At 40.6% G+C, this 21,601-nt stretch carries 19 protein-coding genes; 15 read left to right on the top strand and 4 right to left on the bottom strand.

Annotated elements, in window-relative coordinates; translation table 11 throughout:
* Positions 1-43: 43 nt before the first annotated feature.
* The 10 genes from ACR2F3_RS06210 (at position 44) to ACR2F3_RS06165 (ending at position 10,646) form a co-directional block, all read left to right on the top strand.
* Positions 44-808, top strand: a complete 765-nt coding sequence (locus tag ACR2F3_RS06210) for an alpha/beta fold hydrolase (RefSeq protein ID WP_432709111.1) — start codon at positions 44-46, stop codon at positions 806-808.
* Positions 808-1,470, top strand: coding sequence for a CBS domain-containing protein (locus ACR2F3_RS06205; RefSeq protein WP_432709110.1), 663 nt, complete (start codon positions 808-810; stop codon positions 1,468-1,470). Before ACR2F3_RS06210 ends, ACR2F3_RS06205 begins: the two co-directional genes overlap by 1 nt.
* A complete protein-coding gene (locus tag ACR2F3_RS06200; RefSeq protein ID WP_432709109.1) occupies positions 1,471-2,352 on the top strand; it encodes an NAD kinase in 882 nt (293 codons plus the stop codon). It begins immediately after the preceding gene.
* A 1-nt stretch (position 2,353) separates the two neighbouring features.
* A complete protein-coding gene (locus ACR2F3_RS06195) occupies positions 2,354-3,148 on the top strand; it encodes a DUF6089 family protein (protein WP_432709108.1) in 795 nt (264 codons plus the stop codon).
* Between the two features lie 94 nt (positions 3,149-3,242).
* The gene (locus tag ACR2F3_RS06190; protein WP_432709107.1) at positions 3,243-3,983 is read left to right on the top strand and encodes an isoprenyl transferase; all 741 of its coding nucleotides are present in this window, start codon (positions 3,243-3,245) and stop codon (positions 3,981-3,983) included.
* A gap of 62 nt (positions 3,984-4,045) precedes the next feature.
* Entirely contained in the window at positions 4,046-6,610 is a 2,565-nt protein-coding gene (bamA, locus tag ACR2F3_RS06185) for an outer membrane protein assembly factor BamA (protein WP_432709106.1), read from the top strand.
* Between the two features lie 10 nt (positions 6,611-6,620).
* Positions 6,621-7,151, top strand: coding sequence for an OmpH family outer membrane protein (locus ACR2F3_RS06180; RefSeq protein WP_432709105.1), 531 nt, complete (start codon positions 6,621-6,623; stop codon positions 7,149-7,151).
* Positions 7,152-7,193: 42 nt separating this feature from the next.
* Positions 7,194-7,763, top strand: a complete 570-nt coding sequence (locus tag ACR2F3_RS06175; protein WP_432709104.1) for an OmpH family outer membrane protein — start codon at positions 7,194-7,196, stop codon at positions 7,761-7,763.
* A gap of 64 nt (positions 7,764-7,827) precedes the next feature.
* Positions 7,828-8,658, top strand: coding sequence for a glutamate racemase (gene murI / locus ACR2F3_RS06170; protein WP_432709126.1), 831 nt, complete (start codon positions 7,828-7,830; stop codon positions 8,656-8,658).
* An 86-nt stretch (positions 8,659-8,744) separates the two neighbouring features.
* Complete coding sequence (locus tag ACR2F3_RS06165) at positions 8,745-10,646, top strand: amidophosphoribosyltransferase (RefSeq protein WP_432709103.1); 1,902 nt, start codon at positions 8,745-8,747, stop codon at positions 10,644-10,646.
* Positions 10,647-10,717: 71 nt separating this feature from the next.
* Here ACR2F3_RS06165 and ACR2F3_RS06160 read toward each other — a convergent pair whose 3' ends face one another.
* Complete coding sequence (locus tag ACR2F3_RS06160; RefSeq protein WP_432709102.1) at positions 10,718-11,344, bottom strand: LysE family translocator; 627 nt, start codon at positions 11,342-11,344, stop codon at positions 10,718-10,720.
* 115 nt (positions 11,345-11,459) lie between these two features.
* On the opposite strand from ACR2F3_RS06160, the gene ACR2F3_RS06155 reads away from it, so the two are divergent.
* The 5 genes from ACR2F3_RS06155 (at position 11,460) to ACR2F3_RS06135 (ending at position 17,481) form a co-directional block, all read left to right on the top strand.
* Positions 11,460-13,067, top strand: coding sequence for an MFS transporter (locus tag ACR2F3_RS06155; RefSeq protein WP_432709101.1), 1,608 nt, complete (start codon positions 11,460-11,462; stop codon positions 13,065-13,067).
* A 72-nt stretch (positions 13,068-13,139) separates the two neighbouring features.
* Positions 13,140-13,586 carry a deoxycytidylate deaminase gene (locus tag ACR2F3_RS06150; protein ID WP_432709100.1) on the top strand — a complete coding sequence of 149 codons (447 nt, stop codon included), beginning with the start codon at positions 13,140-13,142 and terminating at the stop codon, positions 13,584-13,586.
* 10 nt (positions 13,587-13,596) lie between these two features.
* Positions 13,597-15,126, top strand: coding sequence for a glutamine-hydrolyzing GMP synthase (gene guaA / locus ACR2F3_RS06145; protein WP_432709099.1), 1,530 nt, complete (start codon positions 13,597-13,599; stop codon positions 15,124-15,126).
* Positions 15,083-16,318: an ABC transporter substrate-binding protein gene (locus ACR2F3_RS06140; RefSeq protein WP_432709098.1), complete on the top strand. Its 1,236-nt coding sequence runs from the start codon at positions 15,083-15,085 to the stop codon at positions 16,316-16,318. The genes guaA and ACR2F3_RS06140 overlap by 44 nt, the downstream gene beginning before the upstream one ends.
* Positions 16,315-17,481 carry an RsmB/NOP family class I SAM-dependent RNA methyltransferase gene (locus tag ACR2F3_RS06135; protein WP_432709097.1) on the top strand — a complete coding sequence of 389 codons (1,167 nt, stop codon included), beginning with the start codon at positions 16,315-16,317 and terminating at the stop codon, positions 17,479-17,481. Before ACR2F3_RS06140 ends, ACR2F3_RS06135 begins: the two co-directional genes overlap by 4 nt.
* A gap of 20 nt (positions 17,482-17,501) precedes the next feature.
* Here ACR2F3_RS06135 and ACR2F3_RS06130 read toward each other — a convergent pair whose 3' ends face one another.
* The 3 genes from ACR2F3_RS06130 to ACR2F3_RS06120 form a co-directional block, all read right to left on the bottom strand.
* Complete coding sequence (locus tag ACR2F3_RS06130) at positions 17,502-18,068, bottom strand: MarC family protein (protein WP_432709096.1); 567 nt, start codon at positions 18,066-18,068, stop codon at positions 17,502-17,504.
* A gap of 115 nt (positions 18,069-18,183) precedes the next feature.
* The gene (locus ACR2F3_RS06125; RefSeq protein ID WP_432709095.1) at positions 18,184-19,692 is read right to left on the bottom strand and encodes an amino acid permease; all 1,509 of its coding nucleotides are present in this window, start codon (positions 19,690-19,692) and stop codon (positions 18,184-18,186) included.
* 141 nt (positions 19,693-19,833) lie between these two features.
* The coding region (locus ACR2F3_RS06120; RefSeq protein WP_432709094.1) for a sodium-translocating pyrophosphatase at positions 19,834-21,601 on the bottom strand (1,768 nt) is incomplete at its 5' end.

Here is a 21,601-nt window from a genome sequence, read left to right as displayed (position 1 = left end):
TAACTAATGTCTACTACCTTAGTAGCACATCCAAAAAGAAAAAATGAAATACGAAGTAATAGAAGACAATGGTTACAAATATATAGAGGCAGGCGAGGGTGAAACACTGGTATTACTTCATGGTTTAATGGGTGAATTGAGCAACTGGGAAGCAACGATTGATTTCTTTAAAGATCGGTATCGTGTCTTAGTACCAATTTTGCCAATATATGAATTGCCTCTATTGACATTAGGGGTCAAAAGTTTAGCTAAATATGTACACCGGTTTTTAAAGTTCAAAAAACAGAATCAGGTAGTTTTAATTGGAAACTCCCTTGGTGGGCATATCGGGCTGGTTTTAACAGCTGCACACCAGGAAAATGTGAAAGCATTGGTGTTAACAGGCAGCTCTGGTTTATATGAGAACGCTTTTGGTGGAAGTTTCCCAAAGCGTGGAAGTTATGAGTACATAAAAGAGAAAACTGCAGATACTTTCTACGACCCGGCAACGGCAACCAAAGAACTGGTGGATGAAGTTTTTAAAACAGTAAACGAACGTAGCCGCGTAATCAGGATCTTAGCGATGGCGAAATCGGCAATCCGACATAACATGTCGAAAGACCTGTCGAGGATTACGATTCCAGTATCGTTGATTTGGGGAAAACAGGATAAAGTGACCCCACCAGACGTTGCGGAAGAGTTTTATGAATTGTTACCCAACGCTGAACTGAACTGGGTAGATAAATGTGGACATGCGCCTATGATGGAGCAGCCCGAGATTTTTAACGAATACTTGAATAGATTTTTAAATAGAGTACTGCTGAAATAATGTATGCATTGGAATTAATATCGAACACTATCCCTCCATTGAGGACTACTGACACCGTTCAGCAGGCCCTGGAGCGTTTGTCCGATTTTAAGCTTTCGCATTTGCCTATATTAGAAGACCAGCAATACCTGGGTTTAATCGGAGAAGATGAACTGATAGAAGTACGGGATGGCCAGCAGCTTTTGGGCAGCCTTTCATTAACCATTCTTAATTCATTTGTTTATCCTGATTCACATGTCTACGATGTAATCCGCCTCTTTAGCCAGCTCAGCCTTTCTGTGGTACCCGTACTGGATCATAACAAGAATTACCTGGGCATTATATCTATACAAAGCTTGGTTGCTTATACTGCAGATCTTTTTGCGGTAAAGGAACCCGGAGGTATTATTGTTTTGGAAATTAGTAACCGCAATAACTCTTTGTCGCATATGGCGCAGATTGTGGAGGCAGACAATGCACAGATCCTATCCTCTTATGTGCAGTCTTTTCCTGATTCAACGAAACTGGAAGTTACTTTAAAAATTAATAAAACAGAGTTGTCTGGTATTATCGCTTCTTTTGAACGCTATGATTACCAGGTGAAAGCTGTATTTAACAGTACGGCGACAGATCAGGGAACCGAAGACAGATTTAATTCTTTTATGAATTACTTAAACGTATAAATGAAAATTGCAATTTACGGTAGGGAGTTTAACAACACCGTTTTGCCTTATGTTCAGGAAGTATTTAATGTTCTGGAGCATTTCAAGGTTCAAACCATCATTTTCGACCAATATCACCACTTTATTAACGACAAGGTTAAACTGCCAGCAGGCTATTTCACCTTTTCAAATAACATTGAACTCGTTGGCCAGGCCGATGTATTACTCAGCCTGGGGGGCGATGGCACTTTGCTTGATACCTTATCCCTGGTTAGGGACTCTGGAATTCCGGTTATCGGAATCAATTTCGGTAGGTTAGGCTTTCTGGCCAGTGTTAAAAAAGAAGAAATAAAGTTAGCTATTCAAGCGCTTTTAAATAATCAATATACTTTAGACCGGCGTAGTCTGCTAAGCCTGGAGTCGGAGAACAATTTATTTGGCGACGAGAATTTCGCTTTAAACGATATCACTATTCACCGTCGTGATAACTCCGCGATGATGATTATTCACGCTTATATGAATAATGAGTTTGTAAACTCTTATTGGGCAGATGGCTTAATTATGGCAACTCCCACTGGATCTACTGCCTATTCATTAAGTTGCGGGGGGCCAATTATTTTTCCTAGTTCTGAAAGTTTTGTCATTACCCCGGTGGCCCCACATAACCTCAATGTGCGCCCTTTGATTATCCCCGACAATGTTTCCTTAACTTTTGAAGTGGAAGCCAGGAGCTCTAAATTTCTTGTTTCCTGTGATTCCCGCACAGAGACAGTTGATCGCACGGTCAAAATTAATTTGCGTAAAGCTAACTTTGGTGTAAATTTAATCCGTTTGAATAAGGAAAGTTATTTAACTACCTTGAGGAACAAATTGCTCTGGGGTATTGATACACGTAACTATTAGTATGACATTAAGAAACGGACTGCTATTATTTCTTGCGTTAACCGGTTTGAATTTTATAGGTATACCAACTGTTGTGCGGGCACAAAACCTGGAAATAGGGGTAACTGCCGGAGGCGCTGGTTATATGGGTGATTTAAACCCGGACAACCCTTTTAAAATAAGCGGAGAAGCAGCAGGAGGTTTTGTGAAGCTTAATCTTGATCCCTACTGGTCTGTAGGGTTACACTATACTTATGGCCGTATAACTGCGGATGATTCAAAATCGAGTCATGCAGATTTTCAACAGCGTAACTTAAAGTTTTATACGCCACTTCATGAAGCGGCAGCCATAGTTGATTTTAATTTCCTTGAATATTTTGCCGGTGGGGGCAGAAAACGGTTTACGCCCTATGTTTATGCCGGTCTTGGAGGCGTTCTTTTTAATCCTAAACTTAAGATAGACAATGAGGTGTATAATTTAAGGTTGTACCGTACAGAAGACCAATACTTTGCCTATCGGAATTACGCAGTTACCATACCCTATGGTGCAGGCGTTAAATATAAATTAAAATCAAATTTAAGTCTTATGGCCAACATTGGCTATCGATCTGCCTTTACCGACTACCTGGACGACGTGAGTGGGGTATACAAACGTATAACCGACGGTAACGTCATGCGTGAATACCTGGCTAATCCAGCGCTCGATAACCGGAGTTATGGTGCACAAAGAGGGGATTCGCGGAAGTATGATACTTACTTGTTTACACAAGTTGGTCTGTCTTACACGTTTCTTTGCAAAGACTGTTGGGCCTTTTAGATTGAATTACATATAAATAAGTTATTAATCATAGAAAATTTTACCTTTGTGTCCCTTAAATGTTTTACTTTTCGGGATCATTTCATATTGTTAGATGGGATTTAAAGAACAAATTGACCTTACGCGTTTACCTGAACACATTGCCATAATTATGGATGGTAACGGCCGATGGGCCAAAAATCAAGGAAAGTTCAGGGTTTTTGGTCATGAGAACGGTGTGCTGTCTGTCAAAGATATTGTAGAAGGTTGCGCAGATATCGGTATTAAATACCTGACGATATATACTTTTTCTACCGAAAACTGGAATCGTCCGGTTGAGGAAGTGAATGCGTTAATGGAGATATTTATTTCCACTATTAACCAGGAAACGCCAAGATTAACGAAAAACAACATCCGTTTGAACGCCATAGGCGACATCTCTTCATTGCCTCAGAAATGCATTGACGATTTAAAAAGCGCGATGGATAAAACTGCACAGAACACACGATGTACACTAACATTAGCGTTAAGCTATAGTGCGAGGTGGGAGATTACAGAAGCAGCGAAAAAACTTGCGCAATTAGCAGTAGATCAGAAAATAAAAGTCAGCGATATTAAAGAAACTGATTTCTCCGCCCAGCTGACAACCAGCGACATGCCAGATCCGGAACTAATTATCAGGACCAGTGGAGAGCACCGTATCAGCAACTTTCTGCTCTGGCAGATGGCTTATACAGAGTTATACTTCACGGAAACCCTTTGGCCTGATTTCAGACAGGAAGACCTGTTTGAAGCAATTGTAGACTACCAGAAACGCGAAAGACGTTTCGGTAAAATTAGTGAGCAGTTGAACTAATTTTAGTTTTAACACTTTTTAACATGTGTTTAAATTAACTTAGCGACGATTTTAAGATTGTAATGAAAAAAATATACCAACTTATATTATTGTTATTGTTTGGGTTACCAACAATGGCACAAATCACACGTCCACCTTCCAACCCTGCAACACCAACGTTGAAAGTTCAAGGTTTGAACATGGATTATTTTAGCCCGAAAGAATACATTATTGGAGGAACCAACTTAGTAGGGGTTGAGCATTTGGATAAGGATGTGATTATCACTTTGTCTAAATTGATTAAAGGGGAAACCATTACCCTGCCAGGTGAAGCCACCGGAAATGCCATTAAAAACCTTTGGGCACAAGGCTTGTTCGACGATGTTAGACTTGATGTGACTAAAATAGACGGTGATACTGTGTATTTTGAGATAGGGGTAACAGAACGTCCTCGCCTGAGTTCATTTGAATTGCTTGGTGTTAGTAAGTCGCAAAAAACTGATTTGACCGATTTGCTTAATGCCAGAACAGGTAAAACTGTGGTTAACGAAAACTTATACAATACTACAACCAATACAATCACTAAATACATGAGTGAAAAAGGTTACTTTTTTACTAAAGTAGACTTTAAAACAATTCCTGATCCTAGTCAGGACAACAGTGTTGTTTTACAGGTTAATGTAGACAGGGGCCGTAAGGTAAAAGTACATGAGATTACTTTTTCTGGCAACGAAGTGTTTTCGGATGCGAAATTGCGCAAGTTCCTGAAGAAAACGAAACAGCAAGCTTTTTATAAGGTGTTTGGTTCTGGTAAATTTAATCAAACAAAATTCGATGAGGATAAAATTAAACTGGTTTCCAAAATGCATGAAGCCGGTTACCGTGATGCAGCCATCATTGATGACAGTGTATACCGTTATAGCGATAAAGCCGTAGGCATCCATATCGATATTTTTGAAGGGCCTAAATACTATTTTGGTGATATCACCTGGTCTGGAAATGCTAAATATTCAACTAAAGATTTAACCAGGGTTTTAGGTATTGAAAAAGGCGAGGTTTTTAGCGAAGAGAAATTAGAGCGTAGATTAAGAGGTAATGGTGGAAGCGATGATGTATCTAGTATCTATTTAAATGATGGTTACTTAACTTTCAACGTTGATCCTGTTCAAACCAGAGTTAATGGTGATACCGTTGATCTAGAAATGCGTATTTATGAAGGTCCTCAATATACCAATAACAGAATCACCGTAAAGGGTAATACCATTACCAATGACCGTGTGGTATTAAGAGAGATCAGAACTAAACCAGGCGATAAATTTTCCAAAGAATTATTGGTGCGTACGGTAAGGGAGATTGGACAGCTGGGTAATTTTGATGAAACCAAAACCGTTCCTACGCCTAGACCGAATCCTTCTGATGGTACTGTAGATATCGAATATGCTGTAGAAGAAAAACCTTCTGATCAGATCGAATTGTCAGGTGGTTTTGGTGGTGGCCGTATTATCGGTACTTTGGGTTTAACTTTTAACAACTTCTCCCTGAGAAACCTGTTCAATCTCAAAGCGTACAAACCGCTTCCAAAAGGTGATGGACAAAAATTAAGTTTACGTGGACAAACAAACGGTAAGCAGTACCAATCATATAGTTTCTCCTTTTCTGAGCCTTGGTTAGGTGGTAAAAAGCCGATCAGTTTTGGTGTTAGTGCTTTTACTTCATTATCTTCTAATGGCGGACCTGGATTTTATGGTGTTGATGAATCGGATGCAAATTATATGAAGATCCGTTTAAACGGGGTAACCGTGAGTTTAGGTAAACGATTAAACTGGCCTGATAATTATTTCCAGTTAACGTATGCAGTAAATGCACAACAATATATCCTGAATAATTACCCTGGATTTTTGTTTAGCACAGGTACTTCATACAATTTTAACTTAACACAGGAAATAAGCAGGGATTCGAGAGATTCTCCTATTTTCCCTACTGGTGGTTCATATTTCAGATTCACTGTACAAGCTACGCCTCCTTATTCGTTATTTAATAATATCAACTACGCAACAGCGCCCGATAAAGAGCGTTATAAGTTTACAGAATACCATAAATGGAAATTAGAAGGACAGTGGTTCACAAGGATTGCAGGTAAATTGATGTTAATGTCTCAGGCACAATTCGGCTTCTTAGGAACTTACAATAGCGCTGTTGGCCAGTCCGCATTTGAGCGTTTTAAATTAGGTGGGGATGGTATGCAAGGTTTCGACTTCTTACAAGGATCAGAGTTAATCAAGATGCGTGGTTATGCAAACAATGCGGTAATACCCGTTGGTGCAAATCCAAACATTGCTAGAAACTCTGGTAGCCCAATCTTTACGAAATATGTATTAGAGTTAAGGTACCCTGTTATTGCAAGTCAGCAAGCAACTGCGTATATTGTAGGCTTTGGTGAAGCAGGTAATACCTGGGACACTTTTAAAAACTATAACCCATTTAACGTAAGAAGATCTGCGGGTGTAGGTGCAAGGATATTTTTACCGATATTTGGTATGTTAGGTATTGATTACGGTCATGCATTCGATGCCATTCCAGGTTTACCCGATGGTGGAAAACAAGCCTTCACCTTCAGTATAGCACAACAATTAGGCGGATTCAATTAACAAAAGGATTATGAAAAAGTATTTAATTTTAAGCTTCTTACTTTTCACAGGATTAGGTGCATTTGCCCAGAAGTTTGCTTATGTAGACACCGAGTATATCTTAAAGCATTTGCCGGAATACAAAGCAGCAGTTGATCAGATTACAGCTACATCTGAGCAATTCCAGATGCAAATTGATGGAAAGTACAAACAGATCGATGCACTTTATAAAGCCTATCAGGCTGATCAGGTACTATTAACCGATGATATGCGTAAAAAGCGAGAAAACGATATCATTGAAAAAGAAAAGGAAGCTAAGGAATTTCAACGTCAGAAGTTTGGTCCTGATGGAGAACTTTTTAAAGCCCGGATCAAATTGTTAAAACCAATACAAGACAAGGTAAGTGCAACCATTGCAGAACTTGCGAAAAGTAAAACACTAGACTTTATCTTCGACAAAAGCAATGAGGCAACGATGATGATCTACGCCAATGCAAATTACGACCTTAGTAATGATGTTATCATCAAATTGGGTTACAAGCCCGGTACTTTTGCTAAATAAACGCACAACATAAATTTTAAAACAATAAATTAGAAAAATAGAATGAGAAAGTTAATTAATGTATTCTTTGTAGCAGCGGCTTTGTTGTTTTCAGCTAACGTGGCAAATGCACAACAGAAAATTGGGCACTTAAATTCGGAAGAAGTTTTTGCTAACCTTGCTGATGCTAAAACAGCACAAACTACACTTGAGAATTTAGCTAAAGTGAAACAAGCTGAAATCGGTAAAATGCAAACTGAATACCAAACTAAGTATGAAGCTGCTATTGCGAAAAACAAAACTTTAAGCGAAGCTAATAAAGAAACGGTAACAAAAGAATTGCAAGTAATGGGCGAAGAATTGCAGGGAATGGAAAAACGCATTAAAGATGCGCAAACCAAAGCTCAGCAAGAAATTGCTACAAAACAAGGTGAATTGTATACCCCAATCAACCAGAAATTTGAAACTGCGGTTAAAGCTGTAGCTAAAGAAAAAGGTTTAGCTTATGTATTTGACACTGCTGCACAACAAGGTGCAAACAACTTGTTATACTCTGATGGTGGTGATGACATCACTGCAGCGGTAAAAACTAAGTTAGGAATCTCAGCATCTGCTGCCCCAGCTAAAAAATAAGTATTAGAAATTTTAATTAAATTAGCGGAATGGAGGATAACCCTTCATTCCGCTTTTTTTTATGATGGAGAACTCCAAATCTATAGGTGTGTTTGACTCCGGTTACGGTGGGTTAACTGTTTTTAAGTCGATTATTAAAGAACTCCCAGACTACAATTATATCTATCTTGGAGATAATGCCCGCGCACCATACGGCGACCATCCCTTTGAAATCGTTTACCAGTATACACTGGAGTGTGTTGAATGGTTATTCGCACAAGGCTGTTCACTGGTTATTTTGGCTTGTAATACCGCATCGGCTAAAGCACTGCGCAGTATCCAGCAAAAAGTGCTTCCGGTTAAATATCCAAATCATCGGGTACTTGGTGTAATCCGTCCAACTGCGGAGGTTATTGGTAATTACACCACATCACAAACCATTGGGGTTTTGGGTACCAGGGGTACTGTCAATTCACAGTCGTACCCTATTGAAATTGCTAAGTTCTTCCCGGGAGTAAAGGTGGTGCAGCAAAGTTGCCCCATGTTGGTCCCTTTGATCGAGAATAATGAGCACCTTACCTTGGGTGCGGATCATTTTGTGAAAAAATACCTTAACGAACTTATCACACAGGCACCAGAGCTCGACTGCATCTTACTTGCATGTACACATTATCCTTTATTGATCCCCAAATTCCTAGCGTTTCTGCCAGATGGAATACAGCTGATAGCACAAGGGGAGATTGTAGCTTCAAGTTTGCATAAATACCTTCTTAACCACCCAGAAATAGAGGGTAAATTAGGAAGAAATGTTGCCCCAAAATTTTATACTTCTGGCGATGCTACAGTATTTAATTCGAGGGCATCCTTGTTTTTTGAGGAAGATGTTGCTTCAGTGCAAATTAAAGCCCTGGATTGAGATAGTCATCTGCAATCCATTTTATATATTTCTTACTAGGTTCTAAATTAATTTAGCGGTAAATTTGCGGCTCAATTAACACACCCATGAGCGACCAGATAAAACATGAATGCGGAATTGCTTTTATTCGCCTTCTGAAACCTCTCTCTTTCTACCAGGAAAAATACGGAACAGCACTTTACGGATTAAACAAGTTGTATTTGCTAATGGAAAAACAGCATAACCGTGGTCAGGACGGCGCTGGAATTGCCACCATTAAATTGGACGTTAAACCTGGTCACCGCTACATTAGCCGTTACCGTTCTATGGCTCAAAACGCTGTTGCAGACATTTTTGGTTACGTACAAAACAAATTTGTTACCATCGAGGCCGAAACGCCGGAACTCATGCAGGATACCGAATGGTTGAAAGCAAATGTGAGTTTCATTGGGGAAGTATTGTTAGGACATCTTCGATATGGTACACATGGTAAAAACAGCATCGAAAATTGCCACCCTTTTCTTCGTCAGAACAACTGGATGACACGTAACCTGGTTATTGCCGGTAACTTTAACATGACTAATGTTGACGAACTGTTAGAGCAACTGTATGAATTAGGGCAACACCCGAAAGAGCAGGCTGATACTGTAACGGTATTGGAAAAAATCGGTCATTTCCTTGATGATGAGAATCAGGAACTATTCGATGCATATAAAAAGGAGGGATACGACAATGTGGAGATTACACATAAAATATCTGACTCTTTAAATATTGCAAATATTCTTCGCCGTTCTGCTAAAACCTGGGATGGTGGCTATGCCATTTCTGGTATAGTTGGCAACGGAGATGCTTTCGTATTACGTGACCCGGCAGGTATACGTCCAGCTTTCTATTACGCTGACGACGAAATTGTGGTTGCAGCTTCAGAAAGACCCGCCATACAAACTGCTTTTAACATTAACTTTAATGATGTTAAAGAAATTGCACCTGGGCATGCGCTTATTGTTAAAAAGAACGGTAAGGTGAGCATGGACGTTTTCAGGGAACCTGAAGAAAAACGCGCTTGTTCCTTTGAAAGGATTTACTTTTCAAGAGGAAGTGATGCCGAAATTTATAAAGAAAGAAAACATTTGGGTCACCTGCTTTGCAAACAGATATTGGATGCAGTAAAAGGCGATCTTAAAAATACCGTATTTTCATTTATACCAAATACTGCAGAAGTTTCCTTCTATGGTATGGTAGAAGGAATTCATGAACACATCCGTACGCTTCAAAAAGAAACGTTGATCAACCGTAAGGAACAGCTTAGCGATGCGCAGATGGACGAGCTGTTGTCTATTACACCTCGTGTAGAGAAACTAGCCATTAAAGATGTAAAACTGCGAACCTTTATCACACAGGATGCAGATCGTGGTGATATGGTTGCGCATGTGTATGATACCACTTATGGTTTGATTAAAAATGATACCGATACCCTGGTGGCGATTGATGATTCCATTGTAAGGGGAACAACGCTTAAACAAAGTATCATTAAGATCATCGACAGGTTACACCCTAAAAAGATTATTATCGTTTCCTCAGCACCACAAATCCGTTACCCGGATTGCTATGGAATAGATATGTCTAAGATGGGCGAATTCGTTGCTTTTGAAGCTGCCATTCAGTTATTAAAAGAACGCGGCATGGAACAGGTGATTGAAGATGTTTACCAGAAATGTAAAGCTTCATTATTATTGCCAAAAGAGCAAATTGTTAATCACGTTAAAGAGATTTACAGGCCCTTTACCCAGGAAGAGATTTCTGCCCAGATCACCAAAATTATTACCCCGGCTGAAACAAATGCCGAAGTACAGGTGATCTATCAGACCCTAGATAACTTACATGTGGCATGTCCTAACCACAAAGGCGACTGGTATTTTTCAGGTAATTACCCAACCCCTGGAGGTAACAAGGTTGTTAACAAAGCCTTTGCTAACTGGAAAGAGGGAAATAACCAAAGAGCTTACTAATAGCCGTTAAATAGTAAAGCCCGCTTCAAAGGAAATCCTTCGAAGCGGGCTTTTTTTGTAACAACAATTAATTAGCTGTAATATTTGGAGATCACCTCGTAGAACAAGCGCAGGGCAAAGATCACTATTACTGCACCGGCAATGCGATTTAACAGTTGTATTCGTCGTTCCTTAATCTTATAGCGAAGTTTAGCCGCATAATAAGTTTTAATGAAGTCCATCGTGAGTTGTGTCATCATTGCAATCACAAAGAAAACCACCTTTTCGTCCAGTTCGTAATGCAGTTGCACAGAAACGATACCACCAACCATCATCCAGAACATGAGTGTAGTAGGCGATAACAGGCACATCAGAAATCCTTTCAGTACGTAACCTCGCTTGCGGATTTTAGTTTCTGCCTCTACACAGAAGTTTACCTTAACCTTTTTAATCAGGTAATATAAACCAACACCTAACAGAAAAAAACCACCAACGATACCTATGTACTGGTTGTATTGACTATTATAATTGACAAACTGGGAACTGAAAATGGTGGCACCAATAAAGATAATGTCACTAAGTACCACACCAACCGCTAAAGAAAATCCTGCTTTAAATCCTTTTTCTATACTCGTTTTTATCATCGAGAAGAATACTGGGCCCGTTAAAAACGAAAACAAAATACCCGCACCTATCCCTTGTAAAATTGTTTCTAACATTCAATTTAAACGTATTTTTATGCAATATGCGATTTTAAAGGCTAAAAACTCCTATTTTTTTCACTAGTTTTAGCAGCTGAATAACAAACAATATTACTTTTCACCAACTTAACACATGGAACAACAATCGCAAAAAAACTATGGAACCGCATTGTATACGATCATTACAGTGTTTTTCTTCTGGGGGTTCGTGGCTGCATCAAACGGTATTTTTATACCTTATTGCAAGACCCATTTTGACCTTACTCAATTTGAATCACAATTGATCGATTTTACTTTTTATGGAGGATATTTTATTGGCTCCCTTATCTTGTACTTTGCTTCCCAGGCCAGCAAAATTGATATCCTTAATAAAATAGGCTATAAAAAGGGAATTATTGCCGGTTTAATCATTTCTGCTGTCGGGGCATTATTAATGATTCCTGCGGTAAATTCAGCCAGCTTCGTTTTCATCCTCATTGCATTTTTCGTTATTGCCATTGGTTTTTCACTACAACAAACTGCTGCCAATCCATTTGTAGTTGCTTTAGGACCACCACAAAGTGGAACACACCGTTTAAACCTTGCGGGTGGTGTTAACAATTTCGGTGGTTTAATGGGGCCTGTAATTGTGAGTGTTGTTTTATTTGGTACGGCTAACGATGCTGTTCCTAAAGAAGTTGATATTACCTCCATTAATAACCTCTATTACATTCTTGCAGGCTTATTCGTAGCCGTAGCCATCTTCTTTTCGCTTTCAAAACTTCCTGATGTAATTAACCATGACAGAATGGAGTCAAGCTCTAAGTCTAACTGGCCTTTAATCATTATGCTGATTGCATTTTTTATGATGATGGCTGTAGATCCATTGGTTGACTTTACCGGATTAAATAAAGAGATTTTCGTTTATTCTTCCTTAGCCATCATCGTTCTTACGCTCATGTATGTTTATGGCAACAAAAAAGAAAACCCTGCACAATGGGGTGCTATGCAATACCCGCAATTAATTTTGGGAATGTTGGCTATCTTCATTTACGTTGGGGTGGAAGTAACCATTCAAAGTAACCTTGGGGCTTTGTTATACCTGCCTGAATTCGGTGGTCTGCCTGAATCAGATATCAAACAATACATTTCCCTGTATTGGGGAAGTATGATGATTGGCCGTTGGACGGGTGCCATCAGTGCTTTTAACCTTCAGAAATCTACTAAGCAAATATTAACTGTTGTGGTGCCTTTTATCGCTTTTGGGGTAATCCTGGTAGTGAACCATTTCACAGGTACAGATATTGGTAATATGTATGTTTATGCGGTTTCAATTGCTATTATGGTAGTGGCCGTATTTATTGGTCAGGAAAAGCCAGCTAAAACGTTAGCATTATTCAGTTTCCTGGGTGTTGTTTCCATGATCATCGGTTTGTTTACCACAGGCGATGTTTCGGTATTTGCTTTCATCAGTGGCGGTTTATGCTGTTCTATTATGTGGCCTTCAATCTTCGCATTATCAATTACCGGATTAGGTAAATATACCAGTCAGGGATCTTCATTCTTAATCATGATGATTTTGGGTGGTGCTATTATTCCACCGGTACAAGGTTTCCTTGCCGATACCAGCGGTATCCACCTTTCTTATGTGGTTCCGGCAATCGGTTTTGCATACCTGATTTTCTTCGCCTGGAGAGTAAGTGGCGTATTAAGAAAACAAGGTTATGATGTAGAGCAAATCGCCTCAGAAGGCGGACACTAATCCTATTTTATACCAATAAAGGCCGTCTTAATTTATTTTAAGACGGCCTTTATAAGTTAAACACACTTACCTATGAAGCAAAGTTTTGCTGATATTTTCATGAATCTGGCCAGCGACCTGGCTTTTCGTTCACATTGCGTACGTGCCCAGGTAGGGGCGGTACTGACCAAAGACACCAGAATTATCTCCATCGGTTATAACGGGCCTCCCGCAGGTACACACAATTGCGATGAAGAGTGGCCAGAGACAGGTTGTGAAAGAGATTCACGTGGAAGCTGCCTCCTGGCGCTGCACGCAGAAGAAAATGCAATCTTGTATGCTACTAAAAATGGATCCAACATTGAGGGAGCCACACTTTACACCACACTGTCACCCTGCATCGCCTGCGCACGTTTAATCTTGTCCTCTGGTATCAAAGTGGTTGTCTATAAACATTCCTATGCCGCCTATAAAGGATTACCTACTGATGAAGGGGTTGATTTCTTAAAAAGATTCGGCGTTGAAGTGAATAAATATTAACTTTGTGCCCATGTTAGAAAAAATCATCATTATCGATTTTGGATCCCAATACACACAATTAATTGCACGCAGAGTTCGAGAATTAAACGTTTATTGCGAAATATATCCTTTCCATAATATTCCAGAGTTTTCACCTGAGGTAAAAGGTGTTATTCTTTCCGGTAGCCCGTATTCAGTTCGTCAGGAAGATGCCCCACAAATAGACCTCACTAAAATACATCAGAAGTTTCCCGTACTAGCCGTTTGTTATGGTGCACAGTATATTGCACAGCAATCAGGTGGAGAAGTAATGCCTTCTTCCACAAGGGAATATGGCAGGGCAAATTTAAATTATGTTGCAGCAGAAAGTAAGCTGTTTAAAAATATCGCTCAGGAATCACAGGTTTGGATGTCACATGGTGATACCATTACCGTAGTACCTGAAAATTTTGAATTGATTGCCAGTACCGAAAGTGTGAAAGTAGCTGCATACCGTGTTAAAGACACCGATACCTATGCGATACAGTTTCACCCAGAGGTAACACACAGTTTAGATGGTAAACAATTATTGGAGAACTTCCTGGTTGACATCTGCGGATGCTCACAAGAATGGACCCCTGACGCCTTCGTGGAGTCTACTATCGCTGAATTACAGGCGAAATTAGGCAACGATAAGGTTGTTTTAGGTTTATCCGGTGGTGTAGACAGCAGTGTGGCTGCCATTTTATTGCATAAAGCAATTGGCAAAAACCTGCACTGTATCTTCGTTAACAACGGTCTTTTACGTAAAGACGAGTACGAAGGCGTACTTGAGCAATATAAACACCTAGGTTTAAACATTAAAGGTGTAGATGCTACCGACCGTTTCTTAAGTCAGCTGGCTGGCGTTAAAGATCCAGAATTAAAGCGTAAAGCTATAGGCAGGGTATTTATTGAAGTATTTGATGCCGAAGCTCACCTGATTCAGGATGTTAAATGGCTTGCACAGGGTACAATTTACCCAGATGTGATAGAATCTGTATCGGTTAACGGTCCATCGGCAACAATTAAATCTCACCATAATGTTGGTGGCTTGCCAGATTTCATGAAACTAAAAGTGGTAGAGCCATTAAATACTTTGTTTAAAGACGAAGTGAGGAGGGTAGGCCGTTCATTAGGACTGGAAGATTTCATCATTGGCCGTCACCCTTTCCCAGGTCCCGGTTTAGCCATTCGTATTTTAGGCGATGTTACTGCAGAAAAAGTAGCTATCTTACAGGAAGCCGATGCTATTTATATTAACAACCTGAAAGAAGCAGGCCTGTACGATAAAGTATGGCAGGCTGGCGCTATCTTTTTACCGGTACAATCTGTAGGGGTAATGGGCGACGAGCGTACCTATGAGAATGTAATTTGCCTGAGAGCTGTAGAATCAGTGGATGGAATGACTGCCGATTGGTGCCATTTGCCATATCCTGTATTAGCTAAGATCTCTAACGAAATAATAAACAAAGTTAAAGGAATTAACCGGGTAGTCTATGATATCAGTTCAAAACCACCTGCAACCATTGAGTGGGAATAAATATTTAATCGTCATTTTTATAGGTTTGTACCTTTCGGCATGTTCGCCGAAAGTACAAACCGTAAAAACAAGTCCAGCTCCGCAGGAGAAGGAAAAGGTGGAAGAAGTGATTAAACCACCAAAAAAATTCACCGAAGCAACCATTTCTCTGTTGGTTCCCTTCAATTTACAAGACCTCCGTACGAAGCCCGTTAACAAAGCGGAAATTGAAAAACATGCCATGGCCATTGATTTTTATCAGGGCTTTAAACTTGGCATCGATTCTGCCGCATCCTATGGCTTAAACTACAAATTGATCGTTCATGATACGCGTGAATCCACGAATCACCTTGACGATTTATTCAGAAGTAAAATTATGGATGACAGCCACCTGCTGGTAGGTCCGGTGTTTCCTGATGGCCTGAAGTACATGACGGGTTATTCCAAGCAACATAACATCCCCATTGTGTCGCCACTTGCTGCCACGCAGCCTTCTGAATTTAATAACCCCAACCTGATCTCCATCGTTAATAATATCGACCTTCATGCGCAAAAACTTGGCGATTATATCATCCAAAAATACAATGGGCAACCAGCAACAGCGGTATTAATCAGTACTAAAAGCCCTGGCGATGAAGTGTTAGGTAAACCTTTACGGGCGTACTTCCAGGAAGGCAAAGGGAAAACGATGCCATTTGAGGAATATGCTTCCGTGTTTACCATGGAAACCAAAGCCCCGAAAAACAGGAAATATGTGGTGATGTTAAGTTCTTCGGATTTTAAGTTCGTAACCGCCACACTTGATAAACTGAATAAGATGAGCAAAGCAGGCTTTGATATTGACCTGTATGGTCATCCCGACTGGCAGAAACAAAATTATAACACCGAAACACTGCAGGCTTTAAAGACTATCATAACCTCCTCTTATAAAGTTGATTACAAAAGTCCGGCGGTGATCGATTTTATCAAAAAATACAGAAAAGCTTACCAGTTTGAACCTGGAGAATTTGCGTTCAAAGGTTTTGATATTGGGTTTTATTTCGGAAGGGAGTTTGCACGCCATGGCGCGGATTTCCTGAAGCATTTACCGAAAGACAAACACAAGGGACTTCAAAACTCATTGTCATTTGTCCAGGATGAGCAATATGGTTATATCAATACCAGTTTGAACCTATTGCAATATAGAAATTATGATTTAATTAGCGTAGAATGAAAGTAGCACATCAAATCAGGGCTTTTGAGCAAATTATAGAAAGTTATGATGGCTTACTTCCTCTTCACCGTTTTCTGGTTACTTATTACAAGAAAAACAAGAAAATGGGCTCTTCCGACAGGAGGTGGGCAACACGCTATGTCTATAACTTTTTCAGGCTGGGTAAAGCATTGTTAAAGGAAGACGCTGTTCAACGGCTAGCCATTGCCGATTTTTTATGTAGTGACAGCCCGAGTCTGGTAATTCAAACTTACCTGCCCGATTTAGCCGAACAGGTAAACCTGCCGGTGCAGGCAAAAATTACCTTAATCAAAGACCGCTATCCGGATTTCGACCTGGCTGCTGTATTTCCTTTCTCACCTTCGTTATTGTCCGATACAATCGATCTGGAGGCTTTTTACGCGAGTTTCTTTACGCAGCCTGATCTTTTTATCCGGGTGCAAAAGAACCATGCAGAAAAGATATTAAGTGCCCTTAAAGATGCTGGGGTTAACGTTCATGAAATTAGTGAGACCACCTTTGCCTTGCCAAACGGCACTAAGCTGGAGAATATTATCCCCGAGCAAAAGCATTACCAGATCCAGGACCTTTCTTCCCAGAAAACCGGTCAGTATTTCCAGCCTAAGGCACATGATTACTGGTGGGACTGCTGTGCGGCATCGGGCGGTAAATCCCTGTTGCTTCATGACATCCAGCCTAAAATCGAATTACTGGTTACCGATGTACGCGAGAATAGTTTACGTAACCTCGATGAACGTTTTGAGGTTGCCGGGTTAAAAAAATACCAGAAGAAAGTACTGGACCTGCTTGAAAACAACGAACAGGTGCTTCATCACTATACCTTTGACGGCATTATACTCGACGCGCCATGTTCCGGCTCAGGTACCTGGGGACGTACACCAGAAATGCTTAGCTTTTTTGATGAACACAAAATCACGTTCTTTAATAAGCTGCAACAACAGATCGCTGCAAATGTAATACCCTACCTTAAACCAGGGAAACCATTAATTTATATTACCTGTTCTGTATTTAAACAGGAAAATGAAGACGTTGTAAGCTACCTGCAACAAGCCTTTGGCTTAAAGCTGGAAAGTATGGAAGTCATTAAAGGCTTTCAGGATAAAGCCGACACCATGTTTGTGGCGCGGCTTCTTAAAAATTAATGCTAATCAAGGGACTGTCTTTACAGTCCCGTATTGGTTCTAAACAACTTGATAGCAATCGCCAGCAAAATAATTCCAAAGGCTTTTCTAAGTACATGCAATCCGGTTACTCCAAATAGTTTTTCTAGCCTATTGGTGTTTTTCAATACGAAATATACAAATATCATATTGATAATGATACCCACCAGAATGTTTTGGGTTTCATATTCAGATTTCAGGGAAAGTAATGTGGTCATTGTTCCTGCACCGGCAATCAATGGAAAAGCTAAGGGGATGATGGAAACGGTTTCCACTGTTTCTTCTTTAAAGAGTGTCAGGCCCAGCACCATCTCCATGGCAATAAAAAAGATCACAAAAGAGCCTGCTATGGCAAATGAAGCTACATCTATGCCAATGATCTTCAACAATTCTTCGCCCACAAATAAAAACAGGATCATTAATACTGTGGCCACTATGGTTGCTTTTTCAGATTCAATATGACCTGCTTTTTGTCGCAATTGAATAACAATTGGAATAGCGCCAAGGATATCTACAATGGCAAAAATTACCATTGTGGTAGAAAGAATTTGATTGAAATTAAATTCCATGCAGTTAATTTTTTTCTTGCAAAGATAAGTAATATTTGTGTTTCATATCATAAAAAAGAGGCTACTGCTTAGGTAGCCTCTCTTTAAGATTTTGGGTTAAGATAAAGACGGACGACTAGTCTTTTCTCTCTCTATGTTGTCTGCGTACAACTGAATGTTTTTTACTGTAAGCATAGTAAATCACCATACCTAATACCATCCAGATCATTAAACGCTCCCAGTTGTGGGCACCTAAACCAACCATCATCAAGATACATACTGCTGCACCCAAAATAGGTACAAATGGCATAAATGGCGTTTTGAAAGGTCTTTCACGTAGTGGATCCGTGTGGCGTAATACCAATACGCCAATACATACCAAAGTAAAGGCAAATAAGGTTCCTATACTGGTCATGTCGCCAACTACATCTCCAGGAACAAAAGCGGCAAATAAACCAACAAATACTAAAAAGATCAGGTTAGATTTATAAGGGGTTTTGTATTTAGGATGTACCTCAGAGAATACTTTCGGAACCAAACCATCTTTAGACATCGAGTAGAACACACGCGACTGGCCTAATAACATTACTAGAATTACAGAAGAGAAACCTGCTAAAATAGCCACGGTAACCAATACTGATAACCAGTGGTAGCCAAGCATATAAGTTTCTATCGCATAAGCTACAGAGGCTTCTTTACCTGCGGTGTTAAATTCTGTATAGTTAGCCACACCGGTTAAAACGTGTCCAAATAACACATATAGCACGGTACAGATCGCTAAAGAAACCAGGATGCCGATTGGCATGTCCTTTTTAGGGTTTTTCGCTTCCTGTGCAGCGGTTGAAACAGCATCAAAACCAATGAAAGCAAAGAATACAACACCTGCACCAGCAATAATACCACTTAAACCAAAGTTACCAAAGTCGTTTACAAAGAAATCGTAGAAGCTTTGTTCATTATTCTGCAATTTAACTTCACCAATGTTCTCAGGAATATAGGGGGTGTGGTTTTCAGGGTTCATGAAACCCCATCCAATCGCAATAAATAATAAAACAATAGCCACTTTCATGATCACAATAATGCCGTTAATCGTTGCCGATTCCTGCGTTCCTCTGATCAATACAAAGGTTAATAAGATGACAATAAACAAGGCAGGAAGGTTAATAATGCCCTGTACGCCGTCTAATGAAGTCTGAAAAGGTGAGTGACAATACTCGTAGGGGATGGAGATCCCGAAATTCTCAATGAGTTTATTGAGGTATTCAGACCATGCAATGGCTACCGTAGCGGCACCAACAGCATATTCCAGTACCAAATCCCAGCCAATAATCCAGGCTATTACCTCACCCATGGTGGCATACGAATAGGTGTAAGCACTACCTGCGATAGGAATCATGGAAGCAAATTCTGCATAACATAAACCTGCCAGGGCGCAACCCAGGGCAGCAAGAATGAAAGATAAGGTTACCGCCGGACCGGAATGCTCTGCAGCAGCAGCTGCAGTTCTAACGAAAAGGCCAGCACCAATAATGGCACCAATACCCAACGCGATTAAGTTTCCAGCACTAAGCGTACGCTTAAGGGTCCCTTCGCCGGTTTCATTAGACTCCAGAATTAAGGAATCTATCGACTTTTTGAATAACATAAATGGAGGTTTATAAAAGTTTAGTTTGTTTGTTGATTTTTTGTAAAAAAGAAGCCCAAACCTAATTAAAAATAATCTAAAAATAAAAGGGATTTTTTTGCTAAAATCCCTTTATTAGTAAAAATAATAACGCTATTTCCATTAACCCCTGCGCACAATCTGAATAGGTTCTTTAACGATGTGGTGAATCTTCTTCTTTATTGGCGCAGTTTTAGCAGTTGTTGATACCCCTACGGCAATATGAGGTGCAATAATTAAAGAAACAATGGACATCAGCTTAATCAGGATGTTCATGGAAGGTCCGGAAGTATCTTTAAATGGATCACCCACCGTATCGCCCGTTACCGATGCTTTGTGGGGGTCTGAGCCTTTAAATTGCATGGTGCCATTAATCATAACGCCTTTTTCAAACGACTTCTTGGCATTATCCCAGGCGCCACCTGCATTGGATTGAAAGATTCCCATCAAAACGCCTGAAACAGTTACCCCGGCCAACAGGCCACCCAACACTTCCGGGCCAAAAATAAAACCAACAATAATCGGCACTATTAAGGCAATAGCCCCCGGTAGCATCATTTCCCTGATTGACGCTTCCGTAGAAATGGCCACGCATTTTTCATATTCTGGTTTGGCCTTATATTCCATGATGCCCGGAATTTCTTTAAATTGCCTTCTTACTTCTTCCACCATGGCCATAGCGGCCCGGCCCACTGCAGAAATACACAGCGACGAAAATATAAAAGGGATCATACCCCCAACAAATAATCCGGCCAACACATCAGCTTTATAAATATCAATAGCCGTGATGCCCGATATGCCAGCAAAAGCAGCAAACAACGCCAACGAGGTTAAGGCAGCAGAAGCAATGGCGAACCCTTTTCCTGTAGCGGCGGTGGTATTACCTACAGCGTCCAGGTTATCGGTCCGTTCACGTACTTCTTTTGGCAAACCACTCATTTCGGCAATCCCGCCAGCATTATCGGCTATAGGGCCAAATGCATCAATGGCAAGTTGCATGGCCGTGGTGGCCATCATGCCTGCTGCGGCAATGGCAACCCCATAAAAGCCTGCAAAATGATACGATCCGTAAATTCCTGCCGCCAACACCAGGATGGGCGCTACGGTTGATTCCATGCCCACAGATAAACCACCGATGATATTGGTGGCATGACCGGTAGACGACTGCCTGATGATTGATTGTACAGGCCTTTTGCCCATGGCTGTATAATATTCGGTAATTAAACTCATCAGTGTGCCCACTACCAATCCCACCAGGATCGAATAGTAAACCGCCATGGCCGTAAATTCAAAACCCCTGATCGACATGGTGTCTGGCATCAGCCATTTCACCGCAAAGAAAGAGGCAATTGCTGTCAGGATGATCGACATCCAGTTGCCCAGGTTGAGCGCCTGTTGCACACTATCCGTTTCCTTTTTAATTTTTACAAACCACGAAGAGACGATAGAGAATATTAAACCTAAACCTGCAATGAGCATTGGTAATAAAATAGGGGCCATGCCACCGAACTTGTCTACAGAAGTAATCTCCTGGCCAAGTACCATGGTCGCCAGGATCGTGGCCACATAGGAGCCAAATAAATCTGCACCCATACCGGCTACATCTCCTACGTTATCGCCCACATTATCGGCAATGGTAGCCGGGTTACGCACGTCATCTTCCGGTATACCGGCTTCCACCTTTCCAACCAAATCAGCACCCACGTCGGCAGCTTTTGTATAGATACCTCCACCAACACGCGCAAACAACGCAATACTTTCGGCGCCCAATGAAAATCCGGCTAAAACTTCAATGGTTTTCTTCATTTCCATGCCTGCGGCCGATGCACCTGGCGGAACAAAACTGTAATATAAAATAATGAATAAACCGCCCAAGCCAAAAATGGCCAAG

Origin of the sequence: Pedobacter sp. (assembly GCF_045627485.1) — a bacterium.
Classification (GTDB): Bacteria; Bacteroidota; Bacteroidia; order Sphingobacteriales; family Sphingobacteriaceae; genus Pedobacter.
This window is presented reverse-complemented; position numbering and strand designations above follow the sequence as displayed.

Coding starts and splice junctions, on each gene's coding strand:
- ACR2F3_RS06175 (WP_432709104.1), top strand. CDS start 7,194: ATGAGAAAGTTAATTAATGTATTCTTTGTAGCAGCGGCTTTGTTGTTT.
- ACR2F3_RS06135 (WP_432709097.1), top strand. CDS start 16,315: ATGAAAGTAGCACATCAAATCAGGGCTTTTGAGCAAATTATAGAAAGT.
- ACR2F3_RS06190 (WP_432709107.1), top strand. CDS start 3,243: ATGGGATTTAAAGAACAAATTGACCTTACGCGTTTACCTGAACACATT.
- ACR2F3_RS06140 (WP_432709098.1), top strand. CDS start 15,083: ATGATATCAGTTCAAAACCACCTGCAACCATTGAGTGGGAATAAATAT.
- ACR2F3_RS06210 (WP_432709111.1), top strand. CDS start 44: ATGAAATACGAAGTAATAGAAGACAATGGTTACAAATATATAGAGGCA.
- murI (WP_432709126.1), top strand. CDS start 7,828: ATGGAGAACTCCAAATCTATAGGTGTGTTTGACTCCGGTTACGGTGGG.
- ACR2F3_RS06150 (WP_432709100.1), top strand. CDS start 13,140: ATGAAGCAAAGTTTTGCTGATATTTTCATGAATCTGGCCAGCGACCTG.
- ACR2F3_RS06205 (WP_432709110.1), top strand. CDS start 808: ATGTATGCATTGGAATTAATATCGAACACTATCCCTCCATTGAGGACT.
- ACR2F3_RS06125 (WP_432709095.1), bottom strand. CDS start 19,692: ATGTTATTCAAAAAGTCGATAGATTCCTTAATTCTGGAGTCTAATGAA.
- ACR2F3_RS06200 (WP_432709109.1), top strand. CDS start 1,471: ATGAAAATTGCAATTTACGGTAGGGAGTTTAACAACACCGTTTTGCCT.
- ACR2F3_RS06195 (WP_432709108.1), top strand. CDS start 2,354: ATGACATTAAGAAACGGACTGCTATTATTTCTTGCGTTAACCGGTTTG.
- ACR2F3_RS06180 (WP_432709105.1), top strand. CDS start 6,621: ATGAAAAAGTATTTAATTTTAAGCTTCTTACTTTTCACAGGATTAGGT.
- ACR2F3_RS06160 (WP_432709102.1), bottom strand. CDS start 11,344: ATGTTAGAAACAATTTTACAAGGGATAGGTGCGGGTATTTTGTTTTCG.
- ACR2F3_RS06165 (WP_432709103.1), top strand. CDS start 8,745: ATGAGCGACCAGATAAAACATGAATGCGGAATTGCTTTTATTCGCCTT.
- ACR2F3_RS06155 (WP_432709101.1), top strand. CDS start 11,460: ATGGAACAACAATCGCAAAAAAACTATGGAACCGCATTGTATACGATC.
- guaA (WP_432709099.1), top strand. CDS start 13,597: ATGTTAGAAAAAATCATCATTATCGATTTTGGATCCCAATACACACAA.
- bamA (WP_432709106.1), top strand. CDS start 4,046: ATGAAAAAAATATACCAACTTATATTATTGTTATTGTTTGGGTTACCA.
- ACR2F3_RS06130 (WP_432709096.1), bottom strand. CDS start 18,068: ATGGAATTTAATTTCAATCAAATTCTTTCTACCACAATGGTAATTTTT.